Raw genomic sequence first — 21,183 nt, 5'->3', positions numbered from 1 at the left:
TGTCGATGCAGAAGTTACTTGGTGTCGCGGTGTTCGAATTCGCCTTCGATCACATCACCTTCGCGTCCCAGAGGCTGGCGCGGCGCAGGACCGCCGCGAGGTTGCAGGTCATCGGCGAACGCTCGCTGGCGCATGGCCTGTTCTTCGGCGCGCTGACGCATTTTGTTGGCGACCAGTCGACGACTGAACGGCAACAACAGCACCAGACCGACCACGTCGCTGATGAAGCCCGGCAGGATCAGCAGGCCGCCGGCCAGGGCCAGCATCAGGCCTTCGAGCATGGTTTGCGCAGGCAGCTCGCCGCGGTTCAGGCTTTCACGGGCACGCAGTGCGGTGGCCAGCCCGGCGACGCGCAGCACGAACACGCCGAACATCGAGCCGAGAATGATCAGCAGCAGGGCCGGGAAAAATCCGATCGATCCTGCCACTTTGACGAATACGAACAGCTCCAACACCGGGAACAGCAGAAAGAGCAACAAAAAAGGGCGCATCAAAGTTTCCTCAACGCAAGAAATGCCTTGCAGTAAGCCTTAGATGACGTCGCCCTTTCGTGAATTCAAGCGTCGGCCACCGCATTTTTTGGCCAGACCTCGGCGTGAGCCAGAGAAACCAAGGCCTCGCGCACTTGTATCGGCGTATGACAAGGCGCTTGAAACGGCAGCCAGTACAGCGCCTGACCGATGCGCAAGTGCATGCCTTCGGTGTCGATCCCGGCCAGTTGCGCCGGGACGGTTTTCGGCAGGCCGGCGAGGTCGACGTAATGCGCAATGGCCTTGGCGTGGTCGCTGTTCATGTGCTCGACCATGCTGACTTCGGCCTTGCCGGCGAACGGGTTGGCCAGGGTCAGGTGATCGACCCAATGGATCGCGCCAAAACCGCCGATGTAGCGATGACGCACCGGTTTGAGCACCCAGAAATCGAAATCGTGGGCCTTGTGGTAATTCTGCGAATCGGGGAAATAACGGTAGTAGCGCTCGGCGGCAGCTTCGATGGCGGCCGCGTCTTCGAGTTTTTCCGCCTCGGCCAGATAGGTCAGGCGACCAACGGCTTGCACATCGTCGGCCTCGCGCTCACCCACCAGCAGCGAACATTTCGGATCTTTCTGCAGGTTGTGGGTGTGCTGGGCGATACGGCTGATCAGGATCAGCGGCCGGCCCTGCTCGTCCAGGCAGTAGGGAACCACGGAGCCGAATGGAAAACCGGGCATCGATCTGGAGTGGGTCGACAGCACGCCACGGTATTCCTTGAGAAGCAATTCTCGGGCATTCTTAGCCGCTTCAACGCTCAATTTATGACTCCTTAAATAGAATCCGTCGAAAAAACGGACAGGCGCATGGAATTTGTTCCACACGCCATCGGGCAGTTCTCATGTGCAACAGGCCCCAGGCCGGTGCAGATCGAGAGGCTACCTATAAGGACCACTCTGACCTGCTCTCGGGGGCATGCGAATGCAACTCAACGACAAAGTAATCATTATCACTGGCGGTTGCCAAGGCTTGGGCCGCTCGATGGCCGAGTATTTCGCGGGCAAGGGCGCGAAGCTGGCGCTGGTCGACCTGAACCAGGAAAAACTCGATGACGCCGTCGCGGCCTGCAAGGCCAAGGGTGTCGAGGCACGCAGCTATCTGTGCAACGTCGCCAACGAAGAGCAGGTGACGCACATGGTCGCTCAGGTCGCCGAAGACTTCGGCGCGATCCACGGCCTGATCAACAACGCCGGGATCCTGCGCGACGGCCTGCTGCTCAAGGTCAAGGACGGCGAAATGACCAAGATGAGCCTGGCCCAATGGCAGGCGGTGATCGACGTCAACCTGACCGGCGTGTTCCTCTGCACCCGTGAAGTGGCGGCGAAAATGGTCGAGCTGAAGAACAGCGGCGCGATCATCAACATCTCGTCGATCTCCCGCGCGGGCAACGTCGGCCAGACCAACTACTCCGCCGCCAAGGCCGGCGTCGCTGCAGCGACCGTGACCTGGGCCAAGGAACTGGCGCGCTACGGCATTCGCGTGGCCGGTATCGCGCCGGGCTTCATCGAAACCGAGATGACCCTGGGCATGAAGCCGGAAGCGCTGGAGAAAATGACCTCGGGCATTCCGCTCAAGCGCATGGGCAAGCCGGAAGAGATCGCCCATTCGGCGGCGTACATCTTCGAGAACGACTACTACACCGGCCGGATTCTGGAGATGGACGGTGGGTTGCGCATCTGACCCCTGCCACGCAATGAAAAACGCCCCGGTGCACAGGCACCGGGGCGTTTTTGTTTAAACCGCAGGCATCAATCGTCGCTGATGGTGATGTTCGGCATCGCCGGCGAGGCTGCTTCCTGCAATACGATCCGCGCGCCGACATGGCGAGCCAGTTCCTGGTAAACCATGGCGATCTGGCTGTCCGGCTCGGAAATCACCGTCGGTTTGCCGCCATCGGCCTGTTCGCGGATCAGCATCGACAGCGGCAACGAAGCCAGCAGCTCGACGCCGAACTGGGTCGCCAGCTTCTCGCCACCGCCCTCACCGAACAGATGCTCGGCATGACCGCAGTTCGAGCAGATGTGCACGGCCATGTTTTCCACCACGCCCAGCACCGGGATGTTGACCTTGCGGAACATTTCCACGCCCTTGCGCGCGTCGAGCAGCGCCAGATCCTGCGGTGTGGTGACGATCACGGCGCCAGCTACCGGGACTTTCTGCGCCAAGGTCAGCTGGATGTCGCCGGTGCCGGGCGGCATGTCGATCACCAGGTAATCCAGATCGCCCCAGGCGGTTTGCGTGACCAGTTGCAGCAGCGCGCCGGAGACCATCGGCCCGCGCCAGACCATCGGTGTGTTGTCGTCGGTCAGGAACGCCATCGACATCACTTCCACGCCATGGGCCTGCAGCGGCACGAACCATTTCTGATCCTTGACCTGCGGACGGGTGCCCTCGGGGATGCCGAACATGATGCCCTGGCTCGGGCCGTAGATATCGGCGTCGAGAATTCCGACCTTCGCGCCTTCGCGAGCCAGCGCCAGCGCCAGGTTGGCAGCGGTGGTGGATTTGCCCACACCGCCCTTGCCGGAGGCCACGGCGACCACGTTCTTGACGTTGGCCAGCCCCGGAATCTGCGCCTGGGCCTTGTGCGCGGCGATCACGCTGTTGACCTCGACCCTGGCAGTCACCACGCCGTCGAGGTTTTCGATGGCCAGTTGCAGCAATTGCGCCCAGCCGCTCTTGAACAGACCGGCGGCATAACCGATTTCCAGCTGCACGCTGACGCGATCGCCAGTGATTTCGATGTTGCGCACGCAACCGGCGCTGACCGGATCCTGGTTCAGGTAAGGGTCGGTGTATTGGCTGAGGACGGCTTCCACCGCTGCGCGAGTGACGGCACTCATGGGCAACTCCGATAACAAGACTGGGAAAAGATGGCGGGTATCCTACCCCTTCTGCCCTCCGGACGGCATGTCCGGCAACGATTTGCAGAGGTGAAATATCTTTCCCGGCGCTTTATAGTGGCCGACCTCCGTTTCATCAAGTAGCGAAGCCCCACATGTCCGAACCACGCAAGATTCTCGTCACCAGCGCCCTGCCCTATGCCAACGGTTCGATCCACCTTGGCCACATGCTGGAATACATCCAGACCGATATGTGGGTGCGCTTCCAGAAGCATCGCGGCAATCAGTGCATTTATGTCTGCGCCGACGACGCCCACGGTTCGGCGATCATGCTGCGCGCGGAAAAGGAAGGCATCACCCCGGAACAACTGATCGCCAACGTCCAGGCCGAACACAGCGCCGACTTTGCCGAGTTCCTGGTGGACTTCGACAACTTCCACTCCACTCACGCCGAAGAAAACCGTGAGCTGTCGAGCCAGATCTACCTGAAGCTGCGTGACGCCGGGCACATCGCCCAACGTTCGATCACCCAGTATTTCGACCCGGAAAAGAAAATGTTCCTGGCCGACCGCTTCATCAAGGGCACGTGCCCGAAATGCGGCACCGAAGACCAGTACGGCGACAACTGCGAAAAATGCGGTGCGACCTACGCGCCGACCGACCTGAAGGATCCGAAGTCGGCGATCTCCGGTGCCACTCCGGTGCTCAAGGATTCCCAGCACTTCTTCTTCAAGCTGCCGGACTTCCAGGAAATGCTCCAGGCCTGGACCCGCAGCGGCACCCTGCAGGACGCCGTGGCCAACAAGATCGCCGAATGGCTGGACGCCGGCCTGCAACAGTGGGACATCTCCCGCGATGCGCCGTACTTCGGTTTCGAGATCCCGGGCGAGCCAGGCAAGTACTTCTACGTGTGGCTGGACGCGCCGATCGGCTACATGGCCAGCTTCAAGAACCTCTGCAACCGCACGCCGGAGCTGGACTTCGACGCGTTCTGGGGCAAGGACTCCACCGCCGAGCTGTATCACTTCATCGGCAAGGACATCGTCAACTTCCACGCCCTGTTCTGGCCGGCGATGCTTGAAGGCGCGGGTTTGCGCAAGCCGACCGGAATCAACGTGCACGGCTACCTGACCGTCAACGGTCAGAAGATGTCCAAGTCCCGCGGCACCTTCATCAAGGCCCGTACCTACCTGGATCACCTGTCGCCGGAATACCTGCGCTACTACTACGCGGCCAAACTCGGCCGTGGCGTGGACGACCTCGACCTGAATCTCGAAGACTTCGTGCAGAAGGTCAACTCCGACCTGGTTGGCAAAGTCGTCAACATCGCCAGCCGTTGCGCCGGTTTCATCCAGAAGGGCAACGCCGGTCTGCTGGTGGACACCAACGCCGCACCGGAACTGACCGAAGCTTTCCTGGCCGCTGCGCCGAGCATCGCCGACGCCTATGAGGCCCGCGACTTCGCCCGTGCCATGCGCGAAACCATGGCGTTGGCCGACCGCGCCAACGCCTGGATCGCCGACAAGGCGCCATGGTCGCTGAACAAGCAGGAAGGCAAGCAGGATGAAGTCCAGGCGGTCTGCGCCACGGCGATCAACCTGTTCCGCCAGCTGGTGATCTTCCTCAAACCGGTGCTGCCAGTGCTGGCTGCCGATGCCGAGGCGTTCCTCAACGTCGCCCCGCTGACCTGGAACGACCACACCACCCTGCTGGCCAACCACCAGTTGAACGAATTCAAGCCGTTGATGACCCGCATCGACCCGGTAAAAGTGCAAGCCATGACCGACGCCTCGAAAGAAGACCTGACCGCCAGCCAGACCGACACCGGTGCCGCCGCGCCTACCGGCAATGGCGAACTGGCCAAGGATCCGCTGTCGCCGGAAATCGACTTCGACACCTTCGCCGCGGTCGACCTGCGCGTGGCGCTGATCGTCAAGGCCGAACACGTTGAAGGTGCGGACAAGCTGCTGCGTCTGACCCTCGACATCGGTGACGAGCAACGCAACGTGTTCTCGGGGATCAAGAGCGCCTACCCGGATCCGTCCAAGCTCGACGGTCGCCTGACCATGATGATCGCCAACCTCAAGCCACGGAAAATGAAGTTCGGCATCTCCGAAGGCATGGTGATGGCAGCCGGCCCTGGTGGTGAAGAAATCTACCTGCTGAGCCCGGACAGCGGCGCCAAGCCGGGTCAGCGCATCAAGTAAGGTTCTGCCCTGACAGATCCCACAGGCGTGCTCCGTGCGCCTGTGGGATTTTTCATATCTGGCCCGCCCTCCACGGCTGCCGGATAATGCCTAACCTTAAATGACACACGCCCGTTGCCACCGGCAGAACCATGACCGAACTCGTGCTTACGCTCTTCAGTGCTGCACTGATCAACAACTTCGTGTTGCACTGGCCGCTGGGCGTCGATCCGCTGCTGGGCAGTGAGCGTCGACAAGTGCATGCGCTGGGGCTGGCAACGTTGTGTCTGATGCTGCTTGTCGGTGTGGCGGGTTACGTGCTCTGGCATTGGCTACTGGTGCCGTTGCAACTGGAATTCCTGCGCCTGTTTGTGTTTATGCCGTTGAGCATCTTGCTGATCACGCCGTTGCTGAAGCTGTTGGCGCATTGGCTCCCGGCGTTGCCATTCGATGGTTTGTGGCCGCTGCTGCTGGGCAATGCCGGTGTGCTGGGGCTGATACTGATCAACGCGCAAGCGGACAAAGGCCTGTTTCATGCAATTGCGCTGAGCCTTGGCGCCGGCCTGGGTTTCTGGCTGGTGTTGAGCCTGTTCAGCGATTTGCGTGAGCGCACGGCCGACAACGATATTCCCCTGCCCTTTCGTGGCCTGCCGATCCTGTTGATCGGCGCCGGACTGATGGCCGTGGCTTTTCTCGGATTCAGTGGACTGATCAAAACATGAGTCTGATTCAACGCATCGATGCCCTGCTGCCGCAGACCCAATGCGGCAAGTGCGGCCATCCCGGATGCAAACCCTACGCTGAAGGCATCGCCGACGGCGAGCCGATCAACAAGTGCCCGCCGGGTGGCGACGAAACCATCGCGGCGCTGGCCGAACTGTTGAAAATCCCGGTGCTCGAGCTGGACATCAGTCGGGGTTCGGCGCCGCCGCAAGTGGCCTACATCCGCGAGGCCGAATGCATCGGCTGCACCAAGTGCATTCAGGCCTGCCCGATCGACGCCATCGTCGGCGCGGCAAAACTGATGCACACCGTCATCATCGACGAATGCACCGGTTGCGATCTGTGCGTGGCACCCTGCCCGGTCGACTGTATCGAGATGCATCCGCTGCCGCTGGGCACACTGCCGGTGGTCGGTGGGCTGGCCATCAGCCTTGAAGAACAGCAGACACGCGCGGCCAAACGCGATCACGCCCGTCAGCGCTTTGAACGGCGCAATGCTCGTCTGCAACGTGAAGAACAGCAGAAGCAGGCCGAACGCGAGGCCCGGGCGCAGCGCGCGGCACAGGTCGAAGTCGCCACCACGCTCGATCCGGTGCAGGCGGCGCTGGAACGGGTGCGCGCGCAAAAAGCCGCGACCGCCGATGCCGCGCTGAAAAAAGCCAAGATCGACGTGGCCATGAGTCGAGCGCAATTGAACAAGTCGCTGAAGGCGTTCGGTCATCCGCCGACTTTCGAACAGCAATCGCAACTGATCGTCCTGCAACAGCAGTTCGAAGCGGCCGAACAGGCTCTGGCGAACCTGGAAAGCAGCGCGGCACCTGCGCCAGTCATCGCTGCGCCGGCAAAGGACGCCGATCTGAAACGGGCGAAAATCCAGTTGGCGATGCGCCGCGCCGAACTGAAAAAGGCGCAAACCACAGAGGCCCCGCCAGCCGAGATCGCCGCGCTGGAGCAAGCGCTGCGTGACGCCGAACAGGCGCTGCACAATGCCGAAGCCGCCAGCAATCAACCGGCGCCGGAGCTTGTGCGTGTCGAGAAACGTCCGATCGACGACCAGTTGCGCCAGCTGAAAACCGAACTGGCCTACGCTCGCGCCGACCTTAACAAACTGCAACGGCGCGACGGCACGCCCACCGACATCCTCGAAAAAGCCCGCGCCCGCCTGCAAGAAGCAGAGCGGCAGGTACAAGCCCATGTCATCCATTGAAACCAGAGACGAGCGCCTGCAACAGGCAATGAAGCTGGTTTTGCTGGCGACATTGCCGGGTTGGCTGGCGTTGTTCTGGTTTTACGGTTGGGGCGTGCTGATCAACCTGATCCTGTCCGTCGTCACGGCTATGGGTGTTGAAGCCGCCGTGACACACCTGCGTCAGCAACCCATGCAGGCCACCTTGACCGATGGCAGCGCGGTGGTCAGCGCCACGCTGCTGGCGATTGCCCTGCCGCCTTATTGCCCGTGGTGGCTGACGGTTACGGCGATCGCCTCGGGCCTGCTGCTGGGCAAACATCTCTACGGTGGTGTTGGCCGAAATCCATTTAATCCGGCCATGCTCGGCTTCGCGCTGGCCATGGTGACGTTTCCTCAGCCGATGACCCATTGGCCGGCCCATGGCATGGATCTGACGGCGGCTTTTGGTCAGGTGTTCAGTCTGGGCGCGCAACCGGATGCCTGGGTTCAGGCCACCGCGCTGGACAGTCTGCGCATCAATAAAAGCCTGACCATGAACGAATTGTTTGCCGGTAATCCGGCATTCGGTCGCTTTGGCGGGCACGGCGTTGAATGGATCAATCTGGCGTTCCTCGCCGGTGGGCTGTTTTTGTTGCAGCGCCGGGTGTTTGGCTGGCACGCGCCGGTCGGCATGCTCGCCAGCCTGTTCGTGATCAGCCTGTTGTGCTGGAACGGTTCGGGATCGGACTCCCACGGCTCGCCACTGTTTCACCTGCTGAGTGGCGCTACCATGCTCGGGGCATTTTTTATTGTCACTGAACCGGTCTCGGGGGCAAAAAGTCCGCTCGCCCGCCTGCTGTTCGGCATCGGCGTGGGGTCGCTGACTTACGTGATTCGCACCTGGGGGGGTTACCCCGACGGCGTGGCGTTTGCGGTGCTGTTGATGAACCTGTGCGTGCCGGCGCTGGAGCGCTTCGCGATGGCCCGTCAGGCGCAGGTGACACCATGAACCGAACGAACAGCCTGATCACACTAGCGTTGATTACCGCGCTGGGCATCGGCGTGACGTGGCTGGTGCAACGCAGCAACGCACCGCAGATTGCCGCCGCACAGCGTCTGTTCGAGAATCGTAAATTGCTGGACGTGCTGCCGGTCGACGCTTACGACAATCAGCCGCTGGAACAACCTCTGACGCTGACCGACATCAACCTGAGCCACAGTCTGATGCTGGGCGGTTATCGGGCGACCAAAAGCGGCCACCCCGTGGCGGCACTGTTGCGCAGCCGGACCCAAGGTTATGCCGGCAATATCGAGTTGCTGATTGCCATCGATGCCGACGGCCGATTGCTCGGAGTCAAAACCCTCGAGCAAAACGAAACGCCTTCGCTGGGTGGGCATATCGGCGACTGGCCAAATGGCTGGCTTGAGACTTTTAGCGGAAAATCGAGCAACCAACCGACCGACGCCGGATGGGCGCTGAAAAAGGATCAGGGAGAATTCGACCAGATCGCGGGCGCAACCATTACCTCTCGCGCGGCGATCAATGCCATTCACGATGCCCTGCGTTACTTCGATGAACACCGGACGACCCTGCTCGGGAGCGCTCCATGAATACGTCAGCGACTCTGTCGAACTCAATGATGCTGGTGCTGCTGATCGGTGCCACCGACTCCGTTGCGGGTGCGCTGGCGACTCTGTTGATGTTTGCGGTTGTCGTGGGCGTTTACGGTTTGTGCATGACACCGCTGCGCTCGCGCCTGAGCAGCGAGAGCCTGTTGCCGGTCAGCCTGATACTGGCCGCAACTCTGGCCGGCTGCGCCGATATTTTTCTGCAACGCGTTGCGATGCAGTGGCATCAACTGATCAGTCTTTATGCCGGGCTGATTGGCTTGCAGTGCGTCGTGCTGGAACACAATGGATTTTTTCGCCGGCCTGTCCGTAATCGACTAAAACTTTGCGGCCTGTTTACCGCGCTGATGATTGTGCTCGCAGTGTTGCGTGAGCTGATCGGTCAGGGCAGCATCGGCCATCATCTGTCCGAACACTGGCAAGGTTTGATTCTGTTCGGCGACGGCCTGCATTTCGCGACGCTGGCTCCCGGCGCCTTCATATTGCTTGGATTGTTACTGGCCGCCCGTCAGGCCTGGACTCGCCCTGCCGCCTTACCCGAGGAAACGCATCACCCATGAATGCCGCAAAACGTCTGGAGATTTTCCGCAGGCTTCACGAGGACAACCCCGAGCCCAAGACCGAACTGGCCTACTCCTCGCCCTTCGAACTATTGATTGCGGTGATTCTGTCCGCGCAATCCACGGACGTCGGGGTGAACAAGGCGACGGCGAAGCTGTTTCCGGTGGCGAACACACCGGCGGCCATTCACGCCTTGGGCGTCGAAGGGTTGTCCGAGTACATCAAGACTATCGGCCTCTATAACAGCAAGGCCAAAAACGTGATCGAGACCTGCCGCCTGCTGGTCGAATTACACAACGGGGAAGTCCCGCAGACGCGTGAAGAACTGGAAGCCTTGCCCGGCGTTGGCCGCAAGACCGCCAACGTCGTGCTCAACACCGCGTTCCGCCAGTTGACCATGGCCGTGGACACCCACATCTTCCGGGTCAGCAACCGCACCGGCATTGCACCGGGTAAAAATGTGGTCGAGGTGGAAAAGAAGCTGATGAAGTTTGTGCCAAAAGAATACCTGCTCGACTCGCACCACTGGCTCATTCTTCACGGACGCTATGTGTGTCTGGCACGCAAACCCCGTTGTGGCAGCTGTCGGATTGAAGATCTGTGCGATTACAAGCACAAAACTTCTGACGATTGAGCGACTATTGGTTTTACTGATTTATCGATTGAAAAAATCTTTTTTACCATCTGCTGGAATATCGATATAAGGAGCGCCAAAGGCAGTCTTAGCCTGGAGTTGACCTTATGAGCACCAGCAAAGAGCAATTGGAAGCGGATGACGACTTTATCGCCACGGAGGCCGATGATGCCGATCCTGTGGTTGAAGTCGCCAAGACCAACTTGAGCAAACGCCGAACCATCGACAACCTGCTTGAGGAGCGCCGACTGCAAAAGCAATTGGCCGATTACGATTTTGATCTCTGACATTTGAAAGCCTCCCGAAACGGAGGCTTTTCTGTTTCTGTCACACGCTGATTCCGATCCGCCCATGATCCGTCAGCCACTGAAACTCTCAGACCAGACCGTTTCGCTGCGCCAGTTCGATCAGATCCACCAGCGAGCGCGCGTTGAGCTTCAATAGCAACCGGGTTTTGTAGGTACTCACGGTCTTGTTGCTGAGGAACATTCCGTCGGCAATTTCCTTGTTGGTCTTGCCGCGCGCCAACTGCTGCAACACCATCATTTCCCTCCCGGACAGGCGATCGACCATGTCCGCTTCGCTGGCGTTTCCAAGGCTGGTCCGCACGGTATGCAGCGCCTGATTCGGAAAATAGCTGTATCCGGACAGTACCGCCTTGATGGCACTCAGCAACTCCGTCAGATCCTGTTGCTTGCAGACATAGCCCGCCGCCCCCGACTGCATGCAGCGCATGGAAAAATGTCCCGGTGACTGGGACGTCAGCACCAGCACCTTCAATGGCATTGCAATGGTCGTAAGACGCGCAATGACTTCCAGACCATCCAGTTTCGGTATGCCGATATCCAGAATGACGATATCCGGCATCTGGTCACGAGCAAGTTGTAATGCATCCACGCCGTTATCCGTTTCTGCAATGACTTCGTAGCCATGACGTTCCATCAGCATACGTACCGCAAGACGAATGACGGGGTGATCATCCACGATCAGCACTTTATTCATGGGCAAGTCCAGTTTCGCTGTTCGAATTTTTAGAACCGGCACAATAACTCAGTCATTTCCTCCATGGCATGGATAAGTTCCTCTACACCAGCACCGAGAGACGCCTCCTACAGCCAATAAAGATTATTCCTACAGAAAAGACTCACTCACAGAAAAACATGAACTCCCATCCGGAAGTTCGGCTCCTACCCCGCCCTTCTCGATAGCGTTCATGACAGGCTAAACACCGAAACGAAGATCAGCGACCACACATTAAAAAACAGAAACACCTTACACATATCGCACTCCTGGAATTTAATATAAACACCAAACACCGAGAATCCTGTTTATCCGACAACTTGAAACTCGACCACTCACTCAATCAAGACGACGAGAAAGACCATTCATGAGTAAATACCATGCTAAAAATCAACAGGAAGATCCCCAACCCCATTACCGTCATTGCCATCTTCGCTTTTATATCGGAAACCTCCGCCGCCGTATCACTGCCATTTCTTAATAATAATGAACGGGAGCTGTACGTCTGGTTCCTGATCAGTTTTCCGTTCTACCTGTTGTTTCTGTTCTTCATCACCCTGAACTTCAACTATCGCTCTCTGTATGCTCCATCCGACTTCGACAACGACAAGAACTTTCTCAAGGCTTTCGAAGAAGAAATCAATCTTCCGAACAAGGTTGCACCCACTCAGCCGAATGTCGATTTACACGCTGTCAAACTACCAAAACCGTTGGACAGGGTGTACATCATTGACATTCGACAGATACACACGAGTTCGGTAATAGCGGAGCTACTGGAAAAGTTCCCACATCCAAACAAGCATTCGCTGAGGCTGTTTCTGTTTTTAACCGACGCTGTGTCAGATATTTTACTTAAAGAACATATCGACAATCTGGAAAAAAAACTCAAAAGAACACAAGGAACAACCTTCTGTATTGTTTACAACACTCATTCGTTGAATACATCTGTATTGGGAAAGATATGAAAGGAGATAAAGCGTGGAGGAAGACATCCATGCAATGCACGATGTACAGCCGATGATGACAGTAACGCTGACAGGTACCTATCAAGTCAAACGAGCCCCCGCTCCAAAAAAAAAACGGCCTTGTCGCTACGACAAGGCCGTTCTTTCCATCAGGCCCGAAGAACTCAGAACAACTTGCGGCCCTTGTTGGCAGCAATACGCATGCGCAGTGCGTTGAGCTTGATGAAGCCCGCCGCGTCGGCCTGGTTGTAGGCGCCGCCGTCTTCTTCGAAGGTCGCGATGTTGGCGTCGAACAGCGAATCGTCGGACTTGCGGCCGGTCACGATCACGTTGCCCTTGTACAGCTTAAGGCGCACAACGCCGTTCACGTTGACCTGAGAAGCGTCGATCATCTGTTGCAGCATCAGACGCTCAGGGCTCCACCAGTAACCGGTGTAGATCAGGCTGGCGTACTTCGGCATCAGCTCGTCTTTGAGGTGAGCGACTTCGCGGTCCAGGGTGATCGATTCGATGGCGCGGTGAGCGCGCAGCATGATGGTGCCGCCCGGGGTTTCGTAGCAGCCACGGGACTTCATGCCGACATAACGGTTCTCGACGATGTCCAGACGGCCGATGCCGTGCTCGCCACCGATCCTGTTCAGGGTCGCCAGTACGGTGGCCGGAGTCATTTCGACGCCGTCCAGCGCGACGATGTCGCCGTTGCGGTAGGTCAGTTCCAGGTATTGCGGGGTGTCGGGAGCCTTCTCCGGGGAGACGGTCCAGCGCCACATGTCTTCTTCGTGCTCGGTCCAGGTGTCTTCCAGCACGCCGCCTTCATAGGAGATGTGCAGCAGGTTGGCGTCCATCGAGTACGGGGATTTCTTCTTGCCGTGACGCTCGATCGGGATCGCGTGCTTCTCGGCGTAGTCCATCAGTTTCTCGCGGGACAGCAGGTCCCACTCGCGCCAAGGGGCGATCACTTTCACGCCTGGCTTGAGCGCGTAGGCACCCAGTTCGAAACGCACCTGGTCGTTGCCCTTGCCGGTTGCGCCGTGGGAAATGGCGTCGGCGCCGGTTTCGTTGGCGATTTCGATCAGACGCTTGGCGATCAGCGGACGCGCAATGGAAGTACCCAGCAGGTACTCGCCTTCGTAAACGGTGTTGGCGCGGAACATCGGGAACACGAAGTCACGCACGAATTCTTCGCGCAGGTCGTCGATGTAGATTTCTTTGACGCCCATGGCCTGCGCCTTGGCGCGAGCCGGCTCGACCTCTTCGCCCTGACCCAGGTCAGCGGTGAAGGTCACGACTTCACAGTTATAAGTATCCTGCAGCCACTTGAGGATCACCGAAGTGTCCAGGCCGCCGGAATACGCCAGAACGACCTTGTTTACGTCCGCCATGCCATCACTCCACGGGGTTCTACGGAAAGCCGAGGAGTCTACCGCTCAAACGCGATAATTTACAGAGGCGCGACAGCTTAAGACGACAAAGCGACAGAATCTGTCGAGAGAGCGACGATGACCGGCAGGTCAGGAAGTCGCCGCAGTGTTGGCAGGTGTGCTGGCCTGAGGCGCTGGAGCAGTCGTCGGTGCCACCCGCGCAAGGTGCACATTGACCCGACGGTTCTTGGCCCGGTTGGCGGCATTGGTGTTCGGCACCAGAGGATAACGCTCACCATGGAAACGCACGGTGATCTGCGACTCCTGGATGCCGTTGGCCTTGAAGAAGTCGACCACGGCCAGCGCGCGGCGGCGCGACAGTTCGCGATTGGTCAGGCGATTGCCGCTGTTGTCCGAGTGGCCGTCGAGTTCGATGTGATTGACCGTCGGATCGGCCTTCATGTACTCGAGCATCACTTGCAGCTTGGCCTTGGCGGCGGCGTCCAGTTCGATGCCTTCGCCGGGGAAGCCGATCTGCGATTGCTTGACCTGATCGAAATTCTGCGGGAGCAGTTTCGCCACGCAGGTCTGATAGTCATTGAACGCCTTGCTGAACTTGACCGGCAACAGGCGCACTTCCGACACCCGACCATCGCCCGATGCCCGGCGCACCACCGGGCTGCGACCGTCCATCAGCCCGCTGATCAACTGCCCGGCCTGGGATTGAGAACTGTTGAACAGCACGTTGCCGCTGCCCAGTCGAACCGTGCCCAGATTGATGTCGCCACGACCCGGCTGCCACGGCGCAGCCGCTGCCAGCAAGGTCGCCGAACCACCGCCGAGCATGGCGTTGTAGGCGTTCAGGCGGAAGGTCGCCTGCTCGCCGGCCTTGCGCACGAATTGCCCTGAGCCAAAATCAGTGATCGGCTGCGTCAGACGGCACTCGAACTTGTCGCCCTCGACCGTCCACTCAATGTTCTCCAGACGGGTCTGGTAGGTCAGTGCCATCGCGGGGAGGCTGGCAAACACACTGAGCAAGGCTAAATATCGCTGGCGCACGGGAGGCTCCATTGGCTTCTACAACAAAAAAGACCGAGACATACATCTTTACGGCATACCTATGGGATATCGGACGCTCGTCGCAAAACTTGATAGCGAGTGCCTGCAAGAGTCTTTTCCGGTAGCATTCGCCTCAGTTTGACCCGCCTGGAATCCCCTCATGTCCGACCGCCTGACCCTGCTGCGTCCCGACGACTGGCACATTCATCTTCGCGATGGTGCCGTGTTGACCAATACCGTTGCGGATGTCGCGCGCACCTTTGGTCGCGCCATCATCATGCCCAACCTGGTACCTCCGGTGCGCAACGCCGCTGAAGCCGACGGCTATCGCCAGCGGATTCTCGCTGCCCGCCCGGCCGGCAGTCGTTTCGAACCGCTGATGGTGCTGTACCTCACCGAACGCACCCAGCCCGAAGAAATCCGTGAGGCCAAGGCCAGCGGTTTCGTGCACGCCGCCAAGCTGTATCCGGCTGGCGCCACCACCAACTCCGATTCCGGGGTCACCAGCATCGACAAGATTTTCCCGGTGCTGGAAGCCATGGCCGAAGCCGGCATGCCGCTGTTGATCCACGGCGAAGTCACCCGTGGCGACGTCGACGTGTTCGACCGCGAAAAAATCTTCATCGACGAGCACATGCGCCGCGTGGTCGAGCGTTTCCCGACACTGAAAGTGGTGTTCGAACACATCACCACCGGCGATGCCGTGCAGTTCGTCAACGAGGCTTCGGCCAACGTCGGCGCGACCATCACCGCGCATCACCTGCTCTACAACCGCAACCACATGCTGGTGGGCGGGATCCGGCCGCACTTCTATTGCCTGCCGATCCTCAAACGCAACACTCACCAGGAAGCCCTGCTCGACGCCGCCACCAGCGGCAGCGCGAAGTTCTTCCTCGGTACCGACTCGGCACCGCACGCCCAGCACGCCAAGGAAGCCGCCTGCGGCTGCGCCGGCTGCTACACCGCGTACGCCGCCATCGAGCTGTATGCCGAAGCCTTTGAACAGCGCAACGCGCTGGACAAGCTCGAAGCCTTCGCCAGCCTCAACGGCCCGCGTTTCTACGGCCTGCCGGCGAACACCGATCGCATCACACTGGTTCGTGACGAATGGACCGCCCCGACCAGCCTGCCTTTCGGCGAGCTGACCGTTATCCCGCTGCGCGCCGGTGAAAAACTGCGCTGGCGCCTGCTGGAGGAACACGCGTGAGTGAAGACCATTTCGACGACGAACTGGACGGTCAAGGTGGCGGCGGTTCCCGTCATCCAATGGCAGCACGCTTTCGCGGCTACCTGCCGGTTGTCGTCGACGTAGAAACCGGTGGCTTCAACTCGGCCACCGACGCTCTGCTGGAGATTGCCGCGACTACCATCGCCATGGATGAAAAGGGTTTCGTCTATCCGGATCACACCTACTTCTTCCGCGTCGAGCCGTTCGAAGGCGCCAACGTTGAACCGGCGGCACTGGAGTTCACCGGGATCAAGCTCGATCATCCGTTGCGCATGGCTGTCAGCGAAGAAACAGCGCTGACCGACATCTTCCGTGGCGTGCGCAAGGCCTTGAAAGCCAACGGTTGCAAGCGGGCGATTCTGGTCGGCCACAACAGCAGCTTCGACCTCGGCTTCCTCAATGCTGCCGTCGCGCGGCTGGACATGAAGCGCAATCCGTTTCACCCGTTCTCCAGCTTCGACACTGCGACCCTCGCGGGTCTGGCCTACGGTCAAACCGTATTGGCCAAGGCCTGTCAGGCAGCCGACATCGACTTCGACGGCCGTGAAGCGCACTCCGCGCGTTACGACACCGAGAAGACGGCCGAGCTGTTCTGCGGCATCGTCAACCGCTGGAAACAGATGGGCGGCTGGGAAGACTTCGACGACTGAGGGTCGTCGGGTTAAATCCCGCGCATGAAAAAACCGGCTCAAGAGCCGGTTTTTTTGTACCTCGACGTTGCGCCTTACAGGGCAGCAGCGTTCTCGGTCAGGTAAGCCGCAACGCCTTCTGGCGAAGCGTTCATGCCTTTGTCGCCTTTTTTCCAGTTGGCAGGGCAGACTTCGCCGTGCTCTTCGTGGAATTGCAGAGCGTCGACCAGACGGATCAGCTCTTCCATGTTACGGCCCAGCGGCAGGTCGTTGATGATCTGCGAGCGGACAACGCCTTTGTCATCGATCAGGAACGCGCCACGGAAAGCCACGCCGCCTTCGGACTCAACGTCGTAGGCCTTGGCGATTTCGTGCTTCATGTCGGCAGCCATGGTGTATTTCACCTGGCCGATGCCGCCATTGTTGACCGGTGTGTTGCGCCAGGCGTTGTGGGTGAAGTGCGAGTCGATCGAAACGGCGACTACTTCAACGTTGCGTGCCTTGAAGTCGGCCATGCGGTTGTCCAGAGCGATCAGCTCGGACGGGCAGACAAAGGTGAAGTCCAGCGGGTAGAAGAACACCAGGCCGTATTTGCCTTTGATGGCCGAGGACAGGGTGAAGCTGTCAACGATCTCGCCATTGCCGAGTACGGCCGGGACGGTGAAGTCAGGGGCTTGTTTGCCTACGAGTACGCTCATTGATATCTCCTGGTGTAGAAACTTGAAGTTCAGGGTTCGGGCCAGCCTGCCACCCTCAGGCGACAGCCCTGTGACACGAACCCCCTTCGCAAGGGCCGACCATCATACACTGCGTTTTTCGACTGTCCTTAAAGGTTTTTCGCGAAATCCCGGCTGGCATCCGGCCATGCACCACCGTTCGTCAGTCACAGGCTGTGGCGATGAAAACCACTGGGAAAGCACTTTGACAATCATTCTCGTTAACATTAAGATCCATCGCAATTGAGTCACAACCAGCGACGGTTCTCACTTATGTATGTTTGCCTCTGCACTGGCGTCACCGACGGACAGATCCGCGAAGCGATCTATGAAGGTTGCTGCAGCTATAAAGAAGTCCGTCAGGCCACCGGCGTCGCCAGCCAATGCGGCAAATGTGCGTGCCTGGCGAAGGAAGTGGTCCGCGAAACCCTGACCAAGCTGCAAACCGCCCAGGCTGCGATCCCCTACCCGGCAGAATTTACCGCCGCGTAATTATCCAGAATTCGAAGAACCGGACTTATGTCCGGTTTTTTTATGCCTGAAAATCAACTGCTTAGCGTCTAGACGCGGAACACAAACATTCTTATTCAGATTAATTTTCATTTATTATTCAATAACTTAGGTTTGACACTTATAAATACCAAGCTCAAACTCTGCCTTATATACCGTTACTTAGGGCAGGACTCCCATCATGAAAGGCGACGTAACAGTCATCCAGCATCTCAACAAGATCCTTGCCAATGAGCTGGTCGCGATCAATCAGTACTTCCTGCATGCGCGCATGTATGAAGATTGGGGCCTGAACAAGCTCGGCAAGCACGAGTATCACGAATCCATCGACGAGATGAAGCACGCGGACAAGCTGATCAAGCGCATCCTGTTCCTCGAAGGCCTGCCGAACGTGCAGGACCTGGGCAAGCTGCACATCGGCGAGCACACCAAGGAAATGCTGGAGTGCGACCTGCGTATCGAGAAGACCGGCCACGCTGACCTGAAAGCCGCCATCGCGCATTGCGAATCGGTGGGTGACTTCGGCAGCCGTGAATTGCTCGAAGACATCCTCGAATCCGAAGAAGAACACATCGACTGGCTGGAAACCCAACTGGGCCTGATCGATAAAGTCGGTCTTGAGAACTATCTGCAATCGCAGATGGGCGAAGACGAGTAATTAGCCAGCGCTAAACTCGCGACACTAAAAAGCCCCGCCCTCTTTCGAGAGGCGGGGCTTTTTATTGCCCGGACTTCAGCTCGCCGAAATCCGGGCAGAAGCCAATCAGGCTTGGGACTTGGCCGCAGCAGCCTTGGCGGATGCTTCCTTGACCAGGGTCTGCAGCTCACCGTTGGCAAACATTTCAGCCATGATGTCGCTGCCGCCGACCAGTTCACCGGCTACCCACAGCTGCGGGAAAGTCGGCCAGTTGGCGTACTTCGGCAGGTTGGCGCGGATTTCCGGGTTCTGCAGGATGTCGACGTAGGCGAACTTCTCGCCGCAGCCCATCACAGCCTGCGCAGCTTTCGCGGAGAAGCCACACTGGGGGGCATTCGGCGAGCCTTTCATGTAAAGCAGAATGGTGTTGTTGGCAATCTGCTCTTTAATCGTTTCGATGATATCCATGGAGCACCTCGGCTGAACTTTCCGACTCATGGGTCGGCACGGTGGCGCATTGTAACGGAATCCCGAGCGCCCTGCTCGGTCTCCCCGACAGACTTGCTCAAGCCGCCGCCACCTTCACCGGCACGCCATTGAGCGCCGCATTGCCTGACAGCTCGTCGAGCTGGCATTCATCGGTCAGGTCATTGGCGCTGGAGCCCGGCTGACCGCTGGCGATCGACATCTGCACACCCGGCCGGGCATGGCCCCATCCGTGCGGCAGACTGACCACGCCCTTCATCATGTCCGCGCTGCCCAGCACCTCGACCTCGATCTGCCCGACCCGCGAACTGACCCGGACAAGCTGACCATCACTGAGCCCGCGACTGGCGAGATCGTCCGGATTCATCAACAACTGATGACGCGGCTTGCCCTTCACCAACCGGTGGTAATTGTGCATCCACGAATTGTTGCTGCGTACATGACGGCGACCAATCATCAACAGCTCATCGGCGGCCGGCGCCTGCAACGCGGCGAAGCGCGCCAGGTCGGCGAGGATTTCCGGCGGCGCCGCCTGAACTCGTTGATTGAAGGTCTTCAATCGCGGTGTCAGGTTGGGTTTCAGCGCTCCCAGGTCAACACCGTGCGGATGATCGAACAGCGTCGCCAGCGACAATTTATGCTCGGACGCATCGCCATAGGCGCCCATGCGCAATCCCGTGTCGATCATCTTCGACGGCGGCATCGTCGGTTTCAGCTCCTTGCCGGTCTTCGCGGCGAAGGCCTTGGCCAGGCCGACGAAGATTTCCCAGTCGTGCAGCGCCCCTTCGGGTTTGGCGAGGATTGCCCGGTTGAATCGAGTGACGTTGCGCACCGCAAACAGATTGAAAGTGGTGTCGTAGTGATCGTTCTCCAGCGCCGAAGTCGACGGCAGGATCAGGTCGGCATAGCGCGTGGTTTCGTTGATGTACAGGTCGACGCTGACCATGAACTCCAGCCCGTCCAGCGCCTGCTCCAGTTGCCGGCCATTGGGCGTGGACAACACCGGATTGCCAGCCACTGTAATCAACGCGCGAATCTGCCCCTCGCCTTCGGTGAGCATTTCTTCAGCCAGCGCCGAGACCGGCAGCTCACCGCCGTACTCGGGACGTCCGGACACGCGGCTCTGCCATTTATTGAAGTGCCCGCCTGAAGTCGAGGCGACCAGATCCACCGCCGGCTCGGTACACAAGGCACCACCGACGCGGTCCAGGTTGCCGGTGACCAGATTGATCAACTGCACAACCCAATGACACAGCGTGCCGAAGGCTTGAGTGGAAACCCCCATCCGACCGTAGCAAACGGCGCTTGGCGCGGCGGCGAAGTCCCGGGCCAGTTGGCGGATCTGTTCGGAGGGAACGGCGCACAACGGGCTCATGGCTTCAGCGGTGAATCCCGCCACCGCCGCGCGCACGTCGTCCAGACCGTCCACCGGCAAATGACTGTCAGACGTCAGTCCTTCGCTGAACAACGTATTGAGCACACCAAACAACAACGCCGCATCGCCGCCGGGGCGCACGAACAGATGCTGATCGGCCATCGCCGCCGTCTCGCTGCGCCGTGGATCGACCACCACCACTTTGCCGCCTCGGGCCTGGATCGCTTTCAGACGCTTCTCGACATCCGGCACAGTCATGATGCTGCCGTTGGAGGCCAGTGGATTACCGCCCAGGATCAGCATGAAATCGGTGTGATCGATGTCCGGGATCGGCAGCAGCAGGCCGTGGCCGTACATCAGGTAGCTGGTCAGGTGATGGGGCAGTTGATCGACCGACGTCGCCGAATAGCGGTTGCGGGTTTTCAACAGGCCGAGGAAGTAATTGCTGTGGGTCATCAACCCGTAGTTGTGCACGCTGGGGTTGCCCTGATACACGGCGACCGCGTTCTGCCCATGACGCTCCTGAATCGCCGAGAGTTTTTCGGCGACCAGCTCGACCGCCTCGTCCCACTCGATGGGCAGCCATTCGCTGCCGACCCGGCGCATCGGCTGACGCAGGCGATCCGGATCGTTCTGGATATCTTGCAGCGCGACGGCCTTGGGGCAGATGTGCCCACGACTGAACGTGTCCAGGGCATCGCCCTTGATCGAGGTGATCTGCACCTGGCCGTCGGTTTCGGTGGTTTCGATGGTCAAGCCGCAGATGGCTTCACACAGGTGGCAGGCACGGTGGTGGAGAGTCTTGGTCATGGCCAGTCTCTGTCTTGTTCTGGGCAGGCAATCACGCCTGCGGGAACAAAACTATGGCCCGCGACCCGGTGCAGCGCCAGCGACGTTCGTCTTGTGAATCGGCGGCCATCAGGCCC

Annotated in this window: 23 protein-coding genes; 14 read left to right on the top strand and 9 right to left on the bottom strand. The window is 59.3% G+C overall.

Annotated elements, in window-relative coordinates; genetic code table 11:
• Positions 1-14: 14 nt before the first annotated feature.
• Both QRN46_RS00995 and QRN46_RS00990 read right to left on the bottom strand, forming a co-directional pair.
• Complete coding sequence (locus QRN46_RS00995) at positions 15-491, bottom strand: FxsA family protein (RefSeq protein WP_007953217.1); 477 nt, start codon at positions 489-491, stop codon at positions 15-17.
• Positions 492-556: 65 nt separating this feature from the next.
• On the bottom strand, positions 557-1,288 hold the full coding sequence (locus tag QRN46_RS00990; protein ID WP_201816371.1) for a HugZ family pyridoxamine 5'-phosphate oxidase: 732 nt from the start codon (positions 1,286-1,288) through the stop codon (positions 557-559).
• A 160-nt stretch (positions 1,289-1,448) separates the two neighbouring features.
• Here QRN46_RS00990 and QRN46_RS00985 point away from each other — a divergent pair, with 160 nt between their 5' ends.
• Positions 1,449-2,207, top strand: coding sequence for an SDR family oxidoreductase (locus tag QRN46_RS00985; RefSeq protein ID WP_011335726.1), 759 nt, complete (start codon positions 1,449-1,451; stop codon positions 2,205-2,207).
• 68 nt (positions 2,208-2,275) lie between these two features.
• Here the strand turns inward: QRN46_RS00985 and apbC are convergent, their stop codons facing one another.
• On the bottom strand, positions 2,276-3,370 hold the full coding sequence (apbC, locus tag QRN46_RS00980; RefSeq protein ID WP_011335727.1) for an iron-sulfur cluster carrier protein ApbC: 1,095 nt from the start codon (positions 3,368-3,370) through the stop codon (positions 2,276-2,278).
• A 155-nt stretch (positions 3,371-3,525) separates the two neighbouring features.
• Here apbC and metG point away from each other — a divergent pair, with 155 nt between their 5' ends.
• From metG to QRN46_RS00940, 8 genes are all read left to right on the top strand, one after another.
• The gene (gene metG / locus QRN46_RS00975) at positions 3,526-5,577 is read left to right on the top strand and encodes a methionine--tRNA ligase (protein ID WP_285354181.1); all 2,052 of its coding nucleotides are present in this window, start codon (positions 3,526-3,528) and stop codon (positions 5,575-5,577) included.
• Between the two features lie 131 nt (positions 5,578-5,708).
• Positions 5,709-6,278, top strand: coding sequence for an electron transport complex protein RnfA (locus QRN46_RS00970; protein ID WP_285354180.1), 570 nt, complete (start codon positions 5,709-5,711; stop codon positions 6,276-6,278).
• Positions 6,275-7,486: an electron transport complex subunit RsxB gene (gene rsxB / locus QRN46_RS00965; RefSeq protein WP_285354179.1), complete on the top strand. Its 1,212-nt coding sequence runs from the start codon at positions 6,275-6,277 to the stop codon at positions 7,484-7,486. The genes QRN46_RS00970 and rsxB overlap by 4 nt, the downstream gene beginning before the upstream one ends.
• A complete protein-coding gene (locus QRN46_RS00960; RefSeq protein ID WP_285354178.1) occupies positions 7,473-8,456 on the top strand; it encodes an RnfABCDGE type electron transport complex subunit D in 984 nt (327 codons plus the stop codon). Before rsxB ends, QRN46_RS00960 begins: the two co-directional genes overlap by 14 nt.
• Entirely contained in the window at positions 8,453-9,058 is a 606-nt protein-coding gene (locus tag QRN46_RS00955; protein WP_201816382.1) for an RnfABCDGE type electron transport complex subunit G, read from the top strand. Before QRN46_RS00960 ends, QRN46_RS00955 begins: the two co-directional genes overlap by 4 nt.
• Positions 9,055-9,636, top strand: coding sequence for an Rnf-Nqr domain containing protein (locus QRN46_RS00950; RefSeq protein WP_011335733.1), 582 nt, complete (start codon positions 9,055-9,057; stop codon positions 9,634-9,636). Before QRN46_RS00955 ends, QRN46_RS00950 begins: the two co-directional genes overlap by 4 nt.
• Positions 9,633-10,271: an endonuclease III gene (gene nth, locus QRN46_RS00945; RefSeq protein WP_007953205.1), complete on the top strand. Its 639-nt coding sequence runs from the start codon at positions 9,633-9,635 to the stop codon at positions 10,269-10,271. Before QRN46_RS00950 ends, nth begins: the two co-directional genes overlap by 4 nt.
• Positions 10,272-10,378: 107 nt before the next feature.
• A complete protein-coding gene (locus QRN46_RS00940) occupies positions 10,379-10,558 on the top strand; it encodes a PA3496 family putative envelope integrity protein (protein ID WP_011335734.1) in 180 nt (59 codons plus the stop codon).
• 88 nt (positions 10,559-10,646) lie between these two features.
• On the opposite strand, the gene QRN46_RS00935 is transcribed toward QRN46_RS00940, so the two are convergent.
• Entirely contained in the window at positions 10,647-11,273 is a 627-nt protein-coding gene (locus QRN46_RS00935; RefSeq protein ID WP_011335735.1) for a response regulator transcription factor, read from the bottom strand.
• Between the two features lie 398 nt (positions 11,274-11,671).
• Here QRN46_RS00935 and QRN46_RS00930 point away from each other — a divergent pair, with 398 nt between their 5' ends.
• Complete coding sequence (locus QRN46_RS00930; protein ID WP_011335736.1) at positions 11,672-12,256, top strand: hypothetical protein; 585 nt, start codon at positions 11,672-11,674, stop codon at positions 12,254-12,256.
• A gap of 164 nt (positions 12,257-12,420) precedes the next feature.
• On the opposite strand, the gene QRN46_RS00925 is transcribed toward QRN46_RS00930, so the two are convergent.
• On the bottom strand, positions 12,421-13,638 hold the full coding sequence (locus tag QRN46_RS00925; protein ID WP_011335737.1) for an argininosuccinate synthase: 1,218 nt from the start codon (positions 13,636-13,638) through the stop codon (positions 12,421-12,423).
• A gap of 129 nt (positions 13,639-13,767) precedes the next feature.
• The gene (locus QRN46_RS00920) at positions 13,768-14,676 is read right to left on the bottom strand and encodes a flagellar protein MotY (protein WP_007953200.1); all 909 of its coding nucleotides are present in this window, start codon (positions 14,674-14,676) and stop codon (positions 13,768-13,770) included.
• A gap of 160 nt (positions 14,677-14,836) precedes the next feature.
• On the opposite strand from QRN46_RS00920, the gene pyrC reads away from it, so the two are divergent.
• The gene (pyrC, locus tag QRN46_RS00915) at positions 14,837-15,883 is read left to right on the top strand and encodes a dihydroorotase (RefSeq protein WP_285354177.1); all 1,047 of its coding nucleotides are present in this window, start codon (positions 14,837-14,839) and stop codon (positions 15,881-15,883) included.
• The gene (rnt, locus tag QRN46_RS00910) at positions 15,880-16,554 is read left to right on the top strand and encodes a ribonuclease T (RefSeq protein WP_011335739.1); all 675 of its coding nucleotides are present in this window, start codon (positions 15,880-15,882) and stop codon (positions 16,552-16,554) included. Before pyrC ends, rnt begins: the two co-directional genes overlap by 4 nt.
• 74 nt (positions 16,555-16,628) lie before the next feature.
• Here the strand turns inward: rnt and QRN46_RS00905 are convergent, their stop codons facing one another.
• Positions 16,629-17,231: a peroxiredoxin gene (locus tag QRN46_RS00905; protein WP_007963972.1), complete on the bottom strand. Its 603-nt coding sequence runs from the start codon at positions 17,229-17,231 to the stop codon at positions 16,629-16,631.
• A 291-nt stretch (positions 17,232-17,522) separates the two neighbouring features.
• On the opposite strand from QRN46_RS00905, the gene QRN46_RS00900 reads away from it, so the two are divergent.
• On the top strand, positions 17,523-17,741 hold the full coding sequence (locus tag QRN46_RS00900) for a bacterioferritin-associated ferredoxin (RefSeq protein WP_007953193.1): 219 nt from the start codon (positions 17,523-17,525) through the stop codon (positions 17,739-17,741).
• 199 nt (positions 17,742-17,940) lie between these two features.
• On the top strand, positions 17,941-18,417 hold the full coding sequence (gene bfr / locus QRN46_RS00895) for a bacterioferritin (protein WP_011335740.1): 477 nt from the start codon (positions 17,941-17,943) through the stop codon (positions 18,415-18,417).
• 105 nt (positions 18,418-18,522) lie between these two features.
• Here the strand turns inward: bfr and grxD are convergent, their stop codons facing one another.
• Both grxD and QRN46_RS00885 read right to left on the bottom strand, forming a co-directional pair.
• Complete coding sequence (gene grxD, locus QRN46_RS00890) at positions 18,523-18,864, bottom strand: Grx4 family monothiol glutaredoxin (protein WP_011335741.1); 342 nt, start codon at positions 18,862-18,864, stop codon at positions 18,523-18,525.
• Positions 18,865-18,961: 97 nt separating this feature from the next.
• Entirely contained in the window at positions 18,962-21,067 is a 2,106-nt protein-coding gene (locus tag QRN46_RS00885; RefSeq protein ID WP_201816384.1) for a molybdopterin oxidoreductase family protein, read from the bottom strand.
• Between the last annotated feature and the right edge of the window lie 116 nt (positions 21,068-21,183).

The organism is Pseudomonas sp. lyk4-R2A-10, from assembly GCF_030209075.1.
GTDB lineage: Bacteria > Pseudomonadota > Gammaproteobacteria > Pseudomonadales > Pseudomonadaceae > Aquipseudomonas > Aquipseudomonas glycinae.
Note: the sequence above shows the minus strand (reverse complement) of the source record. Positions and strands in the feature narration are given on the sequence as shown.

Excerpts from the sequence above, each read along its gene's own strand:
- QRN46_RS00995 (WP_007953217.1), bottom strand. The coding sequence starts at position 491 with ATGCGCCCTTTTTTGTTGCTCTTTCTGCTGTTCCCGGTGTTGGAGCTG.
- QRN46_RS00985 (WP_011335726.1), top strand. The coding sequence starts at position 1,449 with ATGCAACTCAACGACAAAGTAATCATTATCACTGGCGGTTGCCAAGGC.
- QRN46_RS00925 (WP_011335737.1), bottom strand. The coding sequence starts at position 13,638 with ATGGCGGACGTAAACAAGGTCGTTCTGGCGTATTCCGGCGGCCTGGAC.
- QRN46_RS00885 (WP_201816384.1), bottom strand. The coding sequence starts at position 21,067 with ATGACCAAGACTCTCCACCACCGTGCCTGCCACCTGTGTGAAGCCATC.
- QRN46_RS00970 (WP_285354180.1), top strand. The coding sequence starts at position 5,709 with ATGACCGAACTCGTGCTTACGCTCTTCAGTGCTGCACTGATCAACAAC.
- bfr (WP_011335740.1), top strand. The coding sequence starts at position 17,941 with ATGAAAGGCGACGTAACAGTCATCCAGCATCTCAACAAGATCCTTGCC.
- apbC (WP_011335727.1), bottom strand. The coding sequence starts at position 3,370 with ATGAGTGCCGTCACTCGCGCAGCGGTGGAAGCCGTCCTCAGCCAATAC.
- metG (WP_285354181.1), top strand. The coding sequence starts at position 3,526 with ATGTCCGAACCACGCAAGATTCTCGTCACCAGCGCCCTGCCCTATGCC.
- QRN46_RS00940 (WP_011335734.1), top strand. The coding sequence starts at position 10,379 with ATGAGCACCAGCAAAGAGCAATTGGAAGCGGATGACGACTTTATCGCC.
- pyrC (WP_285354177.1), top strand. The coding sequence starts at position 14,837 with ATGTCCGACCGCCTGACCCTGCTGCGTCCCGACGACTGGCACATTCAT.
- rsxB (WP_285354179.1), top strand. The coding sequence starts at position 6,275 with ATGAGTCTGATTCAACGCATCGATGCCCTGCTGCCGCAGACCCAATGC.
- nth (WP_007953205.1), top strand. The coding sequence starts at position 9,633 with ATGAATGCCGCAAAACGTCTGGAGATTTTCCGCAGGCTTCACGAGGAC.
- QRN46_RS00955 (WP_201816382.1), top strand. The coding sequence starts at position 8,453 with ATGAACCGAACGAACAGCCTGATCACACTAGCGTTGATTACCGCGCTG.
- QRN46_RS00930 (WP_011335736.1), top strand. The coding sequence starts at position 11,672 with ATGCTAAAAATCAACAGGAAGATCCCCAACCCCATTACCGTCATTGCC.
- QRN46_RS00960 (WP_285354178.1), top strand. The coding sequence starts at position 7,473 with ATGTCATCCATTGAAACCAGAGACGAGCGCCTGCAACAGGCAATGAAG.
- QRN46_RS00900 (WP_007953193.1), top strand. The coding sequence starts at position 17,523 with ATGTATGTTTGCCTCTGCACTGGCGTCACCGACGGACAGATCCGCGAA.
- grxD (WP_011335741.1), bottom strand. The coding sequence starts at position 18,864 with ATGGATATCATCGAAACGATTAAAGAGCAGATTGCCAACAACACCATT.
- QRN46_RS00905 (WP_007963972.1), bottom strand. The coding sequence starts at position 17,231 with ATGAGCGTACTCGTAGGCAAACAAGCCCCTGACTTCACCGTCCCGGCC.
- QRN46_RS00935 (WP_011335735.1), bottom strand. The coding sequence starts at position 11,273 with ATGAATAAAGTGCTGATCGTGGATGATCACCCCGTCATTCGTCTTGCG.
- QRN46_RS00950 (WP_011335733.1), top strand. The coding sequence starts at position 9,055 with ATGAATACGTCAGCGACTCTGTCGAACTCAATGATGCTGGTGCTGCTG.